The 15,047-nt window shown below is 74.2% G+C and carries 15 protein-coding genes and 1 riboswitch; of the genes, 11 read left to right on the top strand and 4 right to left on the bottom strand.

Going from position 1 to position 15,047, the window contains the following annotated elements; all coding sequences use genetic code 11:
- The first annotated feature begins 32 nt into the window (after nt 1–32).
- From CLV34_RS04855 to CLV34_RS04845, 3 genes are all read left to right on the top strand, one after another.
- Nucleotides 33–425, top strand: a complete 393-nt coding sequence (locus CLV34_RS04855) for a hypothetical protein (protein ID WP_100349040.1) — start codon at nt 33–35, stop codon at nt 423–425.
- Nucleotides 426–522: 97 nt separating this feature from the next.
- Nucleotides 523–1,221 (top strand): VWA domain-containing protein, encoded by a 699-nt coding sequence (locus tag CLV34_RS04850; protein WP_100349039.1) that lies wholly within the window; start codon nt 523–525, stop codon nt 1,219–1,221.
- An 11-nt stretch (nt 1,222–1,232) separates the two neighbouring features.
- Nucleotides 1,233–1,350, top strand: a riboswitch (SAM riboswitch).
- Between the two features lie 10 nt (nt 1,351–1,360).
- On the top strand, nt 1,361–2,032 hold the full coding sequence (locus tag CLV34_RS04845; protein WP_100349038.1) for a hypothetical protein: 672 nt from the start codon (nt 1,361–1,363) through the stop codon (nt 2,030–2,032).
- A 24-nt stretch (nt 2,033–2,056) separates the two neighbouring features.
- Here CLV34_RS04845 and CLV34_RS04840 read toward each other — a convergent pair whose 3' ends face one another.
- On the bottom strand, nt 2,057–4,411 hold the full coding sequence (locus CLV34_RS04840; protein ID WP_100349037.1) for a HelD family protein: 2,355 nt from the start codon (nt 4,409–4,411) through the stop codon (nt 2,057–2,059).
- 99 nt (nt 4,412–4,510) lie between these two features.
- On the opposite strand from CLV34_RS04840, the gene CLV34_RS04835 reads away from it, so the two are divergent.
- The 4 genes from CLV34_RS04835 (at nt 4,511) to CLV34_RS04820 (ending at nt 7,392) form a co-directional block, all read left to right on the top strand.
- Complete coding sequence (locus CLV34_RS04835; protein WP_100349036.1) at nt 4,511–5,239, top strand: histidine phosphatase family protein; 729 nt, start codon at nt 4,511–4,513, stop codon at nt 5,237–5,239.
- 51 nt (nt 5,240–5,290) lie between these two features.
- A complete protein-coding gene (locus tag CLV34_RS04830; RefSeq protein WP_100349035.1) occupies nt 5,291–5,842 on the top strand; it encodes a DUF3090 domain-containing protein in 552 nt (183 codons plus the stop codon).
- Nucleotides 5,839–6,651: an SCO1664 family protein gene (locus tag CLV34_RS04825; RefSeq protein WP_245858973.1), complete on the top strand. Its 813-nt coding sequence runs from the start codon at nt 5,839–5,841 to the stop codon at nt 6,649–6,651. Before CLV34_RS04830 ends, CLV34_RS04825 begins: the two co-directional genes overlap by 4 nt.
- A gap of 78 nt (nt 6,652–6,729) precedes the next feature.
- Nucleotides 6,730–7,392 (top strand): hypothetical protein, encoded by a 663-nt coding sequence (locus tag CLV34_RS04820; protein ID WP_100349034.1) that lies wholly within the window; start codon nt 6,730–6,732, stop codon nt 7,390–7,392.
- A 7-nt stretch (nt 7,393–7,399) separates the two neighbouring features.
- On the opposite strand, the gene CLV34_RS04815 is transcribed toward CLV34_RS04820, so the two are convergent.
- Nucleotides 7,400–7,948, bottom strand: coding sequence for an Lrp/AsnC family transcriptional regulator (locus CLV34_RS04815; protein ID WP_100349033.1), 549 nt, complete (start codon nt 7,946–7,948; stop codon nt 7,400–7,402).
- A 166-nt stretch (nt 7,949–8,114) separates the two neighbouring features.
- Here CLV34_RS04815 and ald point away from each other — a divergent pair, with 166 nt between their 5' ends.
- From ald to CLV34_RS04800, 3 genes are read left to right on the top strand one after another with little or no spacing between them, the layout of a single operon-like run.
- Nucleotides 8,115–9,212, top strand: a complete 1,098-nt coding sequence (gene ald, locus CLV34_RS04810; RefSeq protein WP_100349231.1) for an alanine dehydrogenase — start codon at nt 8,115–8,117, stop codon at nt 9,210–9,212.
- A 42-nt stretch (nt 9,213–9,254) separates the two neighbouring features.
- Entirely contained in the window at nt 9,255–9,557 is a 303-nt protein-coding gene (locus CLV34_RS04805) for an aldo/keto reductase (RefSeq protein WP_100349032.1), read from the top strand.
- 28 nt (nt 9,558–9,585) lie between these two features.
- Nucleotides 9,586–9,897, top strand: coding sequence for a DUF2316 family protein (locus CLV34_RS04800; protein ID WP_100349031.1), 312 nt, complete (start codon nt 9,586–9,588; stop codon nt 9,895–9,897).
- Between the two features lie 3 nt (nt 9,898–9,900).
- Here CLV34_RS04800 and CLV34_RS04795 read toward each other — a convergent pair whose 3' ends face one another.
- Both CLV34_RS04795 and CLV34_RS04790 read right to left on the bottom strand, forming a co-directional pair.
- Nucleotides 9,901–10,824 carry an aldo/keto reductase gene (locus CLV34_RS04795; RefSeq protein ID WP_100349030.1) on the bottom strand — a complete coding sequence of 308 codons (924 nt, stop codon included), beginning with the start codon at nt 10,822–10,824 and terminating at the stop codon, nt 9,901–9,903.
- Between the two features lie 111 nt (nt 10,825–10,935).
- The gene (locus CLV34_RS04790) at nt 10,936–13,608 is read right to left on the bottom strand and encodes a hypothetical protein (RefSeq protein ID WP_100349029.1); all 2,673 of its coding nucleotides are present in this window, start codon (nt 13,606–13,608) and stop codon (nt 10,936–10,938) included.
- A gap of 152 nt (nt 13,609–13,760) precedes the next feature.
- On the opposite strand from CLV34_RS04790, the gene CLV34_RS17170 reads away from it, so the two are divergent.
- Entirely contained in the window at nt 13,761–14,954 is a 1,194-nt protein-coding gene (locus tag CLV34_RS17170) for a right-handed parallel beta-helix repeat-containing protein (protein ID WP_100349028.1), read from the top strand.
- Nucleotides 14,955–15,047: the final 93 nt, after the last annotated feature.

Below are 15,047 nucleotides of genomic sequence, written 5' to 3'. Positions count from 1 at the left end.
GTATGTGCAATTACGGCACATAGACTCGGCCCATGAGCCCCTCCTTCGACCGCCCCCGGCTCCGTGCGGCACGTGACGCACTCGAGGCGGCCGCGGCGGCTCCCCGCGGCGAAGCGGTCGAGCAGCTCGCCGAGGCCCGTGGACTCGTCGACGCGGCACTCGACGAGGCGATGGCGGAGTCCTTGCTCGACGGTGCGTCGATGCGGTCCGTGGCCCTGGACGCCGGGGTGGCGCCGAACACGGTGCCCCCGCGTCTGGCACGGACGGCCGCCCTCGCCGCGTACTCCGGCCCCGACGGTCGCGTCTCCGCAGAGGGCGTGACCCGGGCGCGCTACGACCGAGAGCGCGGCACCCCGCCGCCCGACCCGGCTCCCGGCACCGGCCCGGACGTCGTGCCGCTCCGCTTCCGACGCCGTCAGGGCTGAGCCCGGCAGCGAACGCGACGCACCTGGCGCGCGGATCACCGCCGTACGGGACACCCGCCAGCACACCACGACCACCGACGACCTGAGAGGCATCACCATGGCCGACACGAACCTCACCCACCTCGCGATGCTGCTCGACCGCTCCGGCTCGATGCAGGCGATTAAGGCCGCGACCGAGAAGGGCTTCGACCTCTTCCTCGCGGAGCAGCGCGAGACGCCCGGGCGCTGCACGGTGACGCTCGCGCAGTTCGACGACACCTACGAGGAGATCTACACGGACCTCGACCTGCGCGAGGTGCCGCCGCTCGACCTCCAGCCCCGCGGCATGACGGCTCTGCTCGACTCGATCGGCCGTCTCGTGCAGACGACGGCCCTGCGGATCGCCCAGCTGCCGGAGGAGCAGCGGCCGGCGACGGTCGTCGTCGGCATCATGACGGACGGCCTGGAGAACGCGTCGAAGGAGTTCACACACCCGGCGATCAAGGGCCTCGTCGCTGAGCGCGAGACGACGTTCGGGTGGACGTTCCTCTACATGGGGGCCAACCAGGACGCGATCGAGGTCGGCGCGTCGCTGGGCGTGGCGGCGGAGCGGTCGCTGACGTACGACACCGCGAACGTCGACGTGGCGTACGCCGCGACGTCCCGTGCGCTGCACGATCTGCGCGGTGCCGTGGCTGCCGGCGCCGCCCCTGCGGCGGCCCGGGACGAGGTCGTGACCTTCACCCAGGGGGAGCGCGCCGCCGCCGAGGGAGCGCGTGAACCCGGGCGGCGCGCGCGTGTCGGCGGTGTCTGGTAGACATCTCCCCAGGTCACGAGCGATCAGCGACACGCCCTCCGCGTGCTGGTCCGGCAACCGCGCCCCTCGCGCACGGTGCCCCAGGAGGAAGACCGGCCCGCCACCGACCGGTGGCGGGAAGAGCGAAGGGAGCACTGCTATGCCCAGCATCTTCATCACCGAGTCCGGCACCTGGTACAGCACGCCCGGTCCGTCCCCGCGGCGGGGTATCGCCGGGATGCGCGCCGGTGTCCACCTGTCCGGCGACCTGTGCTCCGCCTGCCTGACCGAGACGTGGCGCGTCCACGTTCCGCGCGTGGTCTTCCTCTGCGACGACTGCCGGTGGCTGTACGCGCGCCTGCTGCGGGACACGGGGGCGCCGGACGTCCTCGGGCGCTCGCACGACGACGCCCGTGACCGGTCCGTGGCGCACCGCAGCCGGCGGTTGCGCGAGGCGTTCGACCGGGCGTCCGCCGAGGGCATCCTGCTCCCGGCCGGCGCGCAGGCAGACGAGCCGGGTCCCGTGCCCGACCGGGGCGACGGACGGGTGCTGCCGCGTGCGGTGTACGACGTGTATGTCGCCGCCGACTGGGCGTCGAGGGTCCGCCGGTTCGCGGACTGGCTCGCCGTGCTCGGCCCGGAGACCGCGCCCGTGCGCGCGGCGGCGCTGGACGACGTGCCGGCGTGGGCGACCGCCCTGGACGACCACCACGAGGTGGCGCGCGCGGAGCGCGTCCACGCCGACCTCAAGCGCGCGCTCGGTGATGCGTCGCGGAGCATCGAGCAGATCCGCACCATGGTCGACCTGGCGTTCGCAGCCGAGCGCGTGTGACCAGGCGGGCGTGACGGGGTCGCGCTACAACTCCCGCAGGCGCTCGGCCACGCCCTCCAGCACCACCGGCCACAGCTCCCGCGGCAGGAAGCTGGACGAGAGGACCTCCAGCGTCGGCGCCTCGAGCTCGTCGACCACGAGGTCGATCATCTTGCGCTGCATCGCGGTGAGAGCCAGACCTGCGGGGCCCGGAGCCACGGCAGGGTCCGGTGAGACGACCGCCGAGTCCGGTGCCACGACCGCCGGGTCCGGCACGGGCCGGACGGGCTCGACGACCGGCGCGACCGGCGCGACGGGCGCCGGCGGGTCGACCGGCGCCCGCGTCCCGCCGAGCAGTGTGGGCAGCGCGCCCTCGGGATGCACGACGTCGAGGAATTTCGTGGTCCGGGTCAGCGCGATGTACAGCATCCGCTCGCCGCGCGGCCCGGCGTCGACGATCGCCTGCGGGTCCACGACCACGACGGCGTCGAACTCCAGCCCCTTCGCACCGACCGGGCTGACGACGTTGATGGCCTTGTCGAGGCTGCCGGAGTCGGCGTCGTGCCACTGGATGTCGTCGGCGTCGAGCGCCGCGACGACCTCGGCCCGGCGGCCGTCGGGGCACACGAGACCGACGAACCGTCCGCGTGCCGAGTGGTGCGTCACCGCCGTCCGTACGGTCGCGGCGAGAGACGCCGCACCGGTCGGCACCGGGACGAGCTGCGGCCCGGGCTCGACGTCGCGCACCACGGTGGGCACGTGCAGACCGGGCGCGGCCACCGGCAGCAGGCGGGCGGCGAGCGCCATGACGGACCGCGGCACCCGGTACCCGTACTCGAGCTCGACGAGCCGCACGGGCAGGGCGGACCGCAGCACGTCGACGACGTCGTCCCACGTGTCGCGCGCCCACAGCCCGGTGGACTGCGCGATGTCGCCGACCACGGTCATGGCGCCGTCGACCGACCGGCGCCGGATCGACAGCAGCTGCATGGGGGAGAGGTCCTGCGCCTCGTCGACGACGACGTGCTGGTACCCGGGCAGGTCGCCGTTGATCGCGGCGTTGACATGGTCGAGCAGCACCAGGTCCTCGCGCGACCAGGACTGGTCGGCGAGCCGGGCAGCGGCGGGCCGGCGCAGCAGCTGGAGCTCGTCGGCGCTGATCGACGCGCCCTCGGCGGCCGCGACGAGGCGTTCGAGCGAGCCGAACAGGTCGCGCAGGTACGCCTGCGACGAGAGCTGCGGCCAGACACGCTCGACGGCGTTCTCGAGCTCGGACGGGTGCAGGAGGGTCGCGGTGTCCCCGGGGACGCGGTCGCCGTCGTCCTGCGCCTGCTTCTTCACCGCGGACGCGAGGGCGGCCGTGAGCGCCTCACGGAACCGCACGCGCCCGATCGCGTAGGGCGAGCCGACGTACCGGGCGGCGATCTCGGCGACGTCGTCGGGCGCGATGCGCACCCGCCACGGCATGGTGCGGACCGAGAACGAGAGGGCGTCGTCGAGCGTGCGGACGCGGTCGCGCAGCCCCTTGGCGAGCAGTCCGACCATGCGGGCGTCGCCCTTGAGGCGCGCGGCAGCGGGGTCGTCGTGCGCGGTCGCGGTGACGGTCACGTCGAGCATCCGGGTGACGTCGGTCTGCCGGACATGCCGGTCGCCCAGCTCGGGCAGCACGCTCGCGATGTACCGGGTGAACGTCGGGTTCGGGCCGACGACGAGCAGCTGGTCGGCGTCGATCTGCTCGTTGAACAGCAGCGACGACGCGCGGTGCAGCGCCACGGCCGTCTTGCCCGTCCCGGGGCCACCCTGGACGACGAGGAGCTGTGCGGCCTCGGCGCCCACGATCTCGCTCTGCGCCGCCTGGATCGTCTGGACGATCTGCCGCATGTCGGGCGAGCGCTCACGGTCGAGCGCGTCGAGCAGGAGCGCGTCGTCCTCGATGACGGCGAGCTGCGGGTCGTCGAGCGCGGCGACCCGCTCGGCCAGGTCGGCGAGCACGACGTCGTCGAACCGCAGCACCCGGTTCACCGGCTCGGTCGTGTAGGTCCGGTTGCGGACGACGTCACCGGGTGCGGTGTGCGTCGCGGCGCGCAGCTGCGCGATGTACCGGGCCTTCCAGGAGTACACGAGCGGGGTGCTCGTCTCGTCGCGGACGCCGGCGTTGCCGACGTAGAAGCACTCGCCGTCCTTCGTGTCGATGCGCAGGAACGCGGCAGGGTCCTGCGGCGAGCCGTGCGTCTCGTCCGACGCGGCGGCCTTCTTGAGGCTCGCGCGCGCCTTGTTGTCGGCTGCGGCAGAGACGGCCTGTGCGAGCTGGGCGCGCGCCTTCTCGCGGACCTCGCGCGCGTGGTCGAAGAACCGCTGCTCGTCCTCGAGCGTCGCGGTCGTGTCAGGCACCGGTGCCATGCGTCCTCATCTCGTTCGTCGCGGCGACAGGCGGAGGCTACCGGGACGCGGTGACATGTCCGTGCGCGCGCCACGGGTCGCGCGTGGCAGGCTCGGGGCATGCCCACCGTCCTGCTCGTCCGCCACGGCCGCACGACTGCGAACGCGACGGGTGTCCTCGCCGGCCGCACCCCGGGGGTCGGGCTCGACGACGTCGGCCGCGACCAGGCCGCGCGGACGGCCGAACGGTTGGCGGCCGTGCCGCTCGCGGCGGTCGTGACGAGCCCCCTGCAGCGGTGCGAGGAGACGGCGCGCGCGATCCTCGACCGGCAGCTGGGGAGCCCGGGCGAGCCGCCCCTGGAGATGCTCGTCGAGCCCGGGATCACGGAGTGCGACTACGGCGCCTGGCAGGGCCGGCCGCTGAAGGACCTCGCAGGCGAGCCGCTGTGGTCGACGGTGCAGGCGCAGCCGTCGGCCGTGACGTTCCCGGACGGGGAGTCGATGGCGGCGATGCAGGCGCGGTCGGTCATGGCGGTGCGGGCGCACGACGCGACCGTCCGGGAGCAGCACGGCCACGCGGCGGTGTGGGTGGCCGTCGCGCACGGCGACATCATCAAGGCGGTGCTCGCGGACGCCCTGGGCATGCACCTCGACCTGTTCCAGCGCATCGCGGTCGGCCCGGCGTCGGTGTCGATCGTCCGGTACGGGCCGCACCGCCCGGAGGTGGTCGCGACGAGCACCGACGGCGGCGACCTGTCCTGGTTGGCTGCGCCGGCCGCGCCCGGTCCGACGTCGGACGATGTCCCCGCGGGCGACGCGCCGGTCGGCGGCGGCGCGGGACACGCCTGAGAGTCACCCGACCCCTGCCGACGTGCCACCCCGATCCTTAGACTGGTGACCATGCCGACGCTCGCGCACGAGTTCTCCTGGCCGGACCGCTTCGTGGTGGGGACGGTGGGCCGCCCGGGCGAGCGCACCTTCTACCTGCAGGTCCGTGAGGGCACCCGCACGGCGAGCGTCGGGCTCGAGAAGGAGCAGTCGGCGGTGCTCGCGGACACGATCGACCAGCTCCTCGACGAGCTCATGTCGCAGGAGGACGGCCCGGCCATCCCGACGGAGGTCCCGCCGGAGCTCGTCGACGACGACCCGCTGGACCAGCCCGTCGAGGAGGACTTCCGCACGGGCGCGATCCGGCTCGGCTGGGACCCCCGCACGTCGCAGGTCGTCGTCGAGGCGTTCCCCGTGGGGGAAGACCCGTCCGACCCGGACGAGCCCGAGCCGTCCGAGATGCTGCAGGTGCGGATGCCGGTCGGGACGGCGCGCGCGTTCGCGCAGCGCACCCGCCGCGTCGTGCAGTCGGGGCGTCCGACGTGCCCGACGTGCGGGCGGCCCGTCGACCCCGAAGGCCACGTGTGCGACCTGCCCGCCGACGTGCCCGACGGCGACGCGTGACCGACGCCCTGCCTGGCGCAGCGCCCGACGACGCACCTGACTCGCTTCCGGACGGCGACCTGACGCTGCTGGGCCGTCTGCGCGTCGCGTCGAACGCGACGTTCCTCGGCGAGATCGACGGTGTCCGGGTCGTCTACAAGCCCGTGCGCGGCGAGAGGCCGCTGTGGGACTTCCCCGACGGCACGCTCGCGCAGCGCGAGGTCGCCGCGTTCGCGGTGTCCGAGGCGACGGGCTGGGGGATCGTGCCGCGCACCTGGCTCCGCGACGGCCCGCACGGTCCGGGGATGGTGCAGCTCTGGCAGGAGCCCGACCCCGCCCAGGACCCGGTCGACGTGGTCCCGTCCGCCGACGCCGGGCGCCCGGGGTGGCGCGTGGTGCTCGAGGGCACGGACGCCGACGACGCGCCTGTCGCCGTCGTCCACGAGGACACCGCCGCGCTGCGCCGCATGGCGGTCCTCGACGTCGTCCTCAACAACGCCGACCGCAAGGGCGGGCACGTCCTGCCGATGCCGGACGGCCACCGGTTCGGCGTCGACCACGGCGTGACGTTCCACGTCGAGGCGAAGCTGCGGACCGTCCTGTGGGGCTGGCTCGGCGAGCCGCTCACGGACGACGAGGCTGCGGGCGTCGAGCGAGTCCGTGCCGGTCTCGCCTCGGCGGGGGCGGACGGGCTCGGCGAGCGGCTGACCGGGCTGCTGGCCCCGGACGAGCGTGCGGCGCTCGCGGTCCGCTGCGACCGCCTGCTGCGCGCGGGCCGGTTCCCCGGCCCCGAGGGCGACATGCCCGCCGTTCCGTGGCCCCTGTTCTGACGTCAGCGTCCGGCGAGCGCCCGGGGCCGGCGGTGGACGTCCCGGCCGGGATCGACGGTCTCGTCTAGGGTCGCCGGCATGCGCCGCCGCCTGCTGTTCCTCGTTCCCTGTGTCGTGTCGCTCGCCGCAACCCTCGGCGGGTGCTCGGGCGACGACGACGCGGCGCCGGACCTGGCCGCCGTCACCGGCGTGCCCGCGGCGTGGATCGCGGACACAGGCGCCGGGTGGCCCGAGTCCGCGGGGTTCGGCGGTGCGATCCCGGTGCTGGGCTCGGGGACGTGCCTGCTCGGCGACGAGCCCCCGGAGATCCTCGGCGAGCGGGGCAGGTTCACGGACCAGGGCTTCGGCGGGTTCGGGGCGGACCGCTCGGCGACCGACCAGTACCGGTACCTGTGCGAGCTGTGGGACGAGGACGAGTACGCCGGGAGCCTCCAGCTCATGAGGGTTGCCGACGACGCGACCGGCCGGCAGCTCATGGCGACGTTCGACGCGCAGACCTCCACGTCCCAGCAGGACAACACGGTCACGCACGAGACGTCGGGCCAGGTCTCCGTGTCGGTGCTCGCTCGCACCTACCCGACCAACCCGGACAACGGCGAATACATCGCGCAGTACTACGACGCGTCGGGCGGGGCCGTCGTGACCCTCGAGATCAACTCGCTCGACGCGGAGCAGCGGGACGAGCTCTCGGCGCAGCAGGCAGCCGACGCCCTGGTCGCGGCGATGGCTGAGGGGGCCTGAGGGCGGCTCAGGCGATCGGGCCGCGCAGCTCGTCGAACCCGTCGGCCGCGCCGTCGTCGCCACCCCAGTGGGCCAGGCCCCGCAGGTGGTCGAACACGATCTGCGTCTCGGTCGACGCGACGACGGGGTCGCTCGACAGCGGCCCGGCGACGAAGTCGCGCAGCTGCTCGGGTGACGTCGTGACCACACGCACGAGGAAGTCGTCCTGCCCGCCGACGAAGAAGACGTCGAGCACGTTCGGGTGGCGCGCCATCTTGGCGGCGAATGACTTGATGACCGTGCGCGCCTGGGCGCGCAGCCGGACCGCGACGATCGCCTGGAGCGGCAGCCCGACGGCCCGGTAGTCGACGTCGGCGTGCGCGGTGCCCAGGACGCCGGCAGCGCGCAGCGCCCGGACGCGGGCGTGGGTCGTCGAGGGAGAGACGTGCAGGCGTTCGGCGAGCGCCGCGTTGGTCGTGTCGGCGTCGCGCGCGAGCTCCCAGAGGATCTTCTCGTCGAGCTCGTCCAGGCGAATCTTCCTCGTGTCTGGCGCGCCCGTGAGCTCCGGCTGCGGCATCTTCTGCGTCCCTTCGAAGTGTTGCCGAAGATTGTGCGTGGCGTAACCGTCCTGAAACAACCTTCTTCGTAGTGTGGTCTGCGTCACGCGATGCTGCGAGACGCGCGGCAGACGCTCACGAGGCCGAGCCGCGACCGCGAACACCACGCACGAAGTGGAGCAGGCCATGCACGTCGGTGTCCCCGCAGAGGTCAAGAACAACGAGTCCCGCGTCGCCCTCACGCCGGCGGGTGCGCTCGAGCTGGTACGCGCCGGGCACACCGTGACCGTCCAGAGCGGTGCCGGTGAGGGCAGCGGCCTGCCCGACGACGCCTACACCGCGGTCGGCGCCCGGACCGGGACGGTCGACGACGCCTGGGCCGCCGAGCTGGTCCTCAAGGTCAAGGAGCCCGTCGCGTCCGAGTACGGGCGCCTGCGCCGCGACCTCACCCTGTTCACCTACCTGCACCTCGCCGCCGACCCGGCCCTCACCCAGGCGCTCGTCGACGCGGGGACCACCGCGATCGCCTACGAGACCGTCCAGCTCGCCGACGGGTCGCTCCCGCTGCTCGCGCCCATGAGCGAGGTCGCCGGCCGCATGTCCGTCGTCGCCGGCGCCTACCACCTGCTGGGGTCCCAGGGAGGCTCGGGGACGCTGCTGGGGGGCGTCCCCGGCGTGCGGCCCGCGGACGTCGTGGTGATCGGGGGCGGGACGGCCGGGCTCGAGGCCGCGCGGCAGGCCGTCGCGCTGGGCGCCCGGACGACGGTGCTGGACCTGTCGCTGCCGCGCCTGCGCGAGATCGACGCGATGTTCCGGGGCGCGGTGACGACGGTGGCGTCGAGCGCCTACGAGATCGAGCGGGCGGTGCTCGGGGCCGACCTCGTGGTGGGCGCCGTCCTCGTGCCCGGCGCCCGGGCGCCGCGCCTCGTGACCCACGACCTCGTCGCCCGCATGAGGCCGGGCAGCGTGCTCGTCGACATCGCCGTCGACCAGGGCGGCTGCTTCGAGGACACGCGCCCGACGACCCACGCCGACCCGACCTTCGTCGTCGAACGGTCGCTCTTCTACTGCGTCGCCAACATGCCGGGCGCCGCTGCGGCGACCGCGACCCCGGCGCTGACGAACGCGACCCTCCCGTACGCGCTCGCGCTCGCCGGGTCCGGGTGGCGGGACGCCACCGCGGCCGACCCCGCGCTCGCGAAGGGGCTGAACGTGGTCGACGGGCAGATCGTGCAGCCCGCGGTCGCGCAGGCCGTCGGAGCGGTGCTCGCGCACGCCGCCTGACGCCGCCGTCCGGTTCAGCGTCGCCGCAGCCCGTCGAGGACGATGTCGAGCAGGCGCCCGGTCTGGCCGGGAACGTTCTTCCCGATCGGTGGCGCCTTCCCCGGGCTGCCGAAGGTCACGGACGAGCCCGTGGTCCACGACGTCGCCCAGCGCGTCGGGGCGTCGCCCTCGCAGGTCGCGCTCGCGTGGCTCCTCCACCACGACCCCCGCACCCTGCTCATCCCCGGCACCGCGTCGCTCGACCATCTCGAGGCGAACACGGCCGTCGGGGACGTCCACCTGGACGACGCCGCGCTCGCAGCGCTCGACGCCGTCCCGAGCCGCTCGACCGGCACCCCGGCCTGAGCACACCCCGACCCTCGAGGAGCGAGACATGCTCACCAGTACCGAGACCGCGCGCACCGCCACCGAGCTGCGCGCGAGCTACGACCTCACCGGGCTCACGCTCGACGAGGTCGCGACCGACCTGCACCTGGCCCCCGCGCAGGTCGCCGCGACCCTCGACGTCACGCCCGCGTCCGACCCGTCCGACGTGTGGCTCCTGCGCGACTACCTGGACCAGGCCGTCCGCGACGCCGGACGCACGCCCGTCCCGTTCAGCACGCTCACGCGCGCCAACAAGCTCAAGGCCCGGATGTGGTTCTCCCTGCGCCGGGCGCCGCGGCACGACTTCGGCGTCGCCTGACCGTCAGCCCGCGGTCGTCGAGGACAGTCGCGCCACGTCCTCGTCGGACAGCTCGAGCGTGAACGACTCGACGAGCGCCTCGAGCTGCTCCGGGTTCCGGGCGCTCGCGGTCGGCGCGGCGACGACGTCCTGCTGCCGCACCCACGCGAGCGCCACGGCCGGCACGGACACGCCGTGCGCGGCGGCGACGTCGTCGAGCACGCCCAGCAGGGCGACCGCGTCAGGACGCTCGAGGTACGACGACGCGCGGCCCGCGCGCTCCGACTCGACCGCGTCGCCGCCCGGCCGGTACTTGCCGGTGAGGAACCCGCTCGCGAGCGGCGTGTACGGCACCTCGACGATCCTGAGGTCGCGCAGGGTCGGCACGAGGTCGTCCTCGATGTCGCGCTCGACGAGCGACCAGCGGTCCTGGGCGACGGTGATCGGGGTGAGGCCTGCGGAGGCCGCGACCGCGGCGGCGGAACGCAGCCGGTCGGCCGTGAAGTTCGACGCCCCGACCTCGCGGACCTTGCCCTCGCGGACCAGCGCGTCGAACGCCGCCAGGTAGTCCTCCTGGGAGACGTCCGGGTCGTCGCGGTGCGCGTAGTACAGGTCGATCCGGTCGGTCTGCAGGCGGCGGAGCGAGTCGTCGGCCGCGGCGCGGACGTTGGCGGGCGACAGTCCGGGACGCGTCGCGAGCGAGAACACCTTCGTGGCGACCACGACGTCGTCGCGGCGGCCGCGGGACGTGAACCACTCGCCGATGATCGTCTCCGACTCACCCCCCGAGTTCCCGGGCACCCACGCCGGGTAGACGTCCGCGGTGTCGATCGAGCGGCCGCCCGCGTCGACGAACGCGTCGAGCACGCGGAAGCTCGCGTCACGGTCGGCCGTCCAGCCGAACGCGTTGCCACCGAGGACGAGCGGTCCCAGGTCGAGTGTGGTCATCGTGCTGCTCCTTCCGGGACGGTCGTGCCGCGGTCGGTTGTCCCGGGCCGCGGCGCCGTCGCCCGGGACAACCGATCTGGCGGGTGAGACCTTCCCGCCGTCAGGAGCGGGTCAGTACCTGTCGTCCAGGACGACCTTGCCGTCCTTGACCTGGTAGTACTCGGCGTAGTCGACCTCGACGTCGTCGGCGTGGTGCTCGGTCTTGTCGCGGTAGTGCGACGCGCTCTTCGGCAGGGTGTAGGAGAACGTCGCCTTCCCGTCCGAGACCTCCACGCGGATCATGTCGTCGTACCCCTCGTCCTTCGCCGTGAACGTGGGCGCCGTGTCGAGCGTCCAGCGCATGTCGACGGCGTCGTCGTCCCACAGGTAGTAGTCCTTGATCGCGCAGTCGTCCGGCTCGGGGTCCTTCGTCGCCAGGCACGCCGTGAGGGCGTCCTTCGACTGCTTGGTCGCCTCCTGGAGCGCCGCGTCCGTGACCTTGTACTCGAGCGGCTGGTAGGTCGACGACGTCCACTGCGACTCGCCCCCGACCCGGTACGTCGCCGTGCTCGACTCGAGGTAGGGACCCTGGTCGGGCAGGGCGACGGTCCAGGTGCCGGGGAGCGCGGCGAGCTCGTCCGTCGAGGCGTCCACCTCGACCTCGTGGCCCGTGACCACGAGCGACGTCGTCCCCTCGGGCAGCGACCCCAGGGGGACCTCGGGAAGCTCCGGCGGGTCCATGACCCAGTGGTCGAACACCCCGTCCTCGTGCCCGTCCTTGTGGAGCGTGTAGGTGTCCGTGGCCTTGTCGCCCGCGAGGTCGTACCGCGCGGTCACGACCGCGCGGTCACCGTCGACCTCGACCTCGGTGACCTTCACGTCGCTCGGACGGCCTGCCACGTCGCCGTAGACGTCGTCGGTGAGCAGCGCCCGCTGAGCATCGGGAACGGCCGGGTCGGCGATCTCGAAGGCCTTCGACGGCTTGCCGTCCGACAGGGCGCCGAGGTACGCCTCGACCTGCTTCTCCGGCCCGTGCGACGCGTTGAGGACGTGCCAGCCGACCGCGGCGACGACGACCAGCACGACGAGCCCACCGAGGCCGCCGAGCACGGCGAGCGCTGCGCCGCGCGACATCCCGCCGCGCGGGTTCCCCGCCCCCGGGACCGGCCCGCCCGGTCCAGCCTGGCCGGGACCGGGCGGGACGGAGCCGGCCGTCCACTCCGCCGCCGCCCCGGTGACGGGGACACCCGCGCCGGCGTGGACCGGGCCGGTGGGCGTCGTCGTGCGCGCCGCTGCCGTGGACGCCGGCACGAGCGCGCCCACGACCGTGCGTGCCAGGACCTCGGCGAGGCCGCCCCACAGCGCCGCGACCAGGAAGGTCCAGGCCGCGAGCCGCGCGTGCCCCGACCCGGACGCTTGGCCCAGGTCGCCGGCGGACACGTGCGCCGAGAAGGTGACGCCGGTGAGCAGGAGGGCGGCGAGCGTCGCGACCGCCAGGACGGTCGGAGTCGCCCACGCGTCCTGCCAGCGGCGCTGCGACGCACCGCCGCGCGCGAGAGCTGCTGCGGTGAGGAAGGTCCCGATCACCACGGCGAGCAGGAGCAGCCACAGCGCGGCCGGCGAGCCGCTCGTGAACAGCGTGAGGGTCGTGTCGCCACCCGACGCCCCGATCGACGCCTCGCCGCCCGCGGTCACCCCGCCGAACCCTCCGACGCCGAGCCCGAGCGCGCCGATGCTGAGCCCGAGGTAGGCCGTCGCGAGGACGGCGGCACCGAGGCCGCCGTCGTCACTGACGGCCAACCACACGAAGAAGCCGAGCACGACCAGGACCAGGGCGACGCCGTACCCGACCACCGCTGCGACCACGGCCCGCGAGAGCGCCGCGGGCAGCGGGATGCCGAGGCGACGCAGGTCGACGCGCACACCGCGTCCCTCCCGGACGACCGCCTCGCCGAGAGCTGCTGCGACGGTCCCCAGGAGCAGGGCGCCGAGTCCCGCGAGCAGCGGGTCGGCGGCGAGCCGCCCGAAGCCGTCGGAGTCCGAGACGGAGACGTGGAAGATCGCGGTCAGCACGCCGGCTCCCACCGCGAGCGTGGCGCCCGTCGCGAGCGCGGCCAGCCACGCGGCGCGGACCGACGTCGGCCGCGTGGGCAGCAGCAGCGAGCAGGCCAAGATCGCGACGACCAGGGCCGCCGTCAGCCCGAGGGGTACGAGGAAGAGGGTCACATCCGTCCCCGCCAGGTCGCTCCCACCGGAGAGGTGCAGGGGGCCGAGCAGCGCCGCGCCCGCGAGCACGAACGGCAGGGTGAGGATCGACAGGCCGCCTGAGGCGTCCTCCGCCGTCGACGACCACGTCGTGGCGGACGACGACGAGTCGTGCCCGCTCAGTGCCGAGACCAGCAGGGTCAGCAGGCACAGCAGGAACGACGCGACGATCAGCACGCCGTAGCCCACGCCGGCGCGGGCGGCAGCTCTCCCGACCTGCCCACCGGTGAGCACGGTCGGCGCCCCGGCGGGCGCGCCGGCGGGCGCCGGGGCGGGGGCCTGGGCCTGGGCCGGCACGGGGGCCGGGCCCGGCGGGACCGGGTGGACGAAGCCGGGCGCGGGAGCAGGGGCCCACCGCGGCTCCGCGGCGGCCGCACCGGGCGCCGCTGCAGGTTCCGGCGCCGAGGCACCCGCGGTCGGGGGCTGGGGGATCCGGTGGCGCGGCGTGGTGTCCTCGTCGATCTCGTCGGCGGGGGGGTGGGCGCCGTCGGCCGGCTCGGTGGGGTCGGGCGGCGTCGGTGGGGTCGGCGGCTGGCTCACGGGTCTCCCTGCGTCGTCTGTGCGTGCGGGAGTGGCCAGGACGCTCTCGTCGAGCCGCTGCTCCCGCGGAACCCCAGGGATACCAGAAGCCTGCGACGCGGCGCACGGACCGTCCACACGGAGCCCGACGGTGCGGTGACCCCGTACGGGCGTTGACCACGCCGCCGCCCTCGCGGACCGTCGTGCCGTGGAGCCACACCGTCCCCGCGACCGCGGCGACCAGCCCGCCCGCTGTCACCCCGCCCGGCGACACGGTCGACGTCGCGACCGCCGCCCAGCTCAGGACGGCGTTGGCAGCCGCGACGCCCGGCCGGACGATCCGGCTCGCCGACGGCACGTACGTCGGGAGCTGGAAGGTCAGCGGACGGCCGGGCACCGCGGCCGCCCCCGTCGTCCTCGTCGGCGGACGGGGCGCCGTGCTGCGGACGAGCAGCGGCGGCGGGAACGTCCTCCAGCTCACCGACGCGGACTGGTGGACGGTGCGCGGCATCACGGTCGAGCACGGGCAGAAGGGCGTGATGATCGACTCGTCCGACCATGTGACGGTCGATGACGTCCTCGTCCACGACCTCACGATGGAGGGCATCCACTTCCGCACGTCGAGCAGCGACGGCACGGTGCAGCGCTCCACGATCACAGACACCGGCCAGGACGGCCGCGGCATGGGCGAGGGCGTGTACGTCGGGACGGCGAACACCCTCACGGACCGTTCGGACCGTGCCACGATCCGCGACAACGTGATCGGGCCGCTCGTGCGCGCCGAGGGTGTCGACATCAAGGAAGGCACGACCGGGGCGGTGATCGCGGGCAACACGTTCGACGGCACCGGGCTCACGGGCGCCAACTACGACGACTCGTGGGTCGACGTGAAGGGCAACGGGACGCTCGTCGTCGGGAACCGGGGGTCCCGCACCACCCATGCCGGGTTCCAGACACACACGCAGGTCGCCGGGTGGGGCTGCGGCACGGTGTTCCAGGGCAACAGCGCCGACCTGACCGGGGCGCAGGGCACGGGTCGCTACGCGATCGACGTGTCCGGCGACGACGCCGCGACCTGTCCGACGACGGTCTACGCCGACAACACCGTCGTCGGAGGAGACGGGCTCGTGACGCCCGGCGTCCCGGTGCTGCCGGTCGCCGGGTCGACGCCGACTGCCACCCCGACGCCGACGTCCACCCCGTCGTCCACGGCCTGCACCGCGGCCGCGTGGTCAGCCACCGCGGTGTACACGGGCGGCGCGACGGTCTCGTCCGGCGGCGCGCTGTACCGGGCACGCTGGTGGACGCAGGGCGAGGTGCCGGGTGCGTCGGGATGGGGGGCGTGGGAACGGCTGGCCGCCTGCTGAGAAATCACCCCCTCCCCAGGGAACGGTCGTTGTCGGGTCATGTCCCGGCTTGCTAGGTTGCCTCGGGCGCCCGCACCCAGGACGCCCTCGCGC

The sequence above is a fragment of the Luteimicrobium subarcticum genome (assembly GCF_002798015.1).
Taxonomy (GTDB): domain Bacteria; phylum Actinomycetota; class Actinomycetes; order Actinomycetales; family Cellulomonadaceae; genus Luteimicrobium; species Luteimicrobium subarcticum.
The sequence above is the reverse complement of the archived record's forward strand: the minus strand, read 5'-3'. Positions and strand labels throughout refer to the sequence as shown.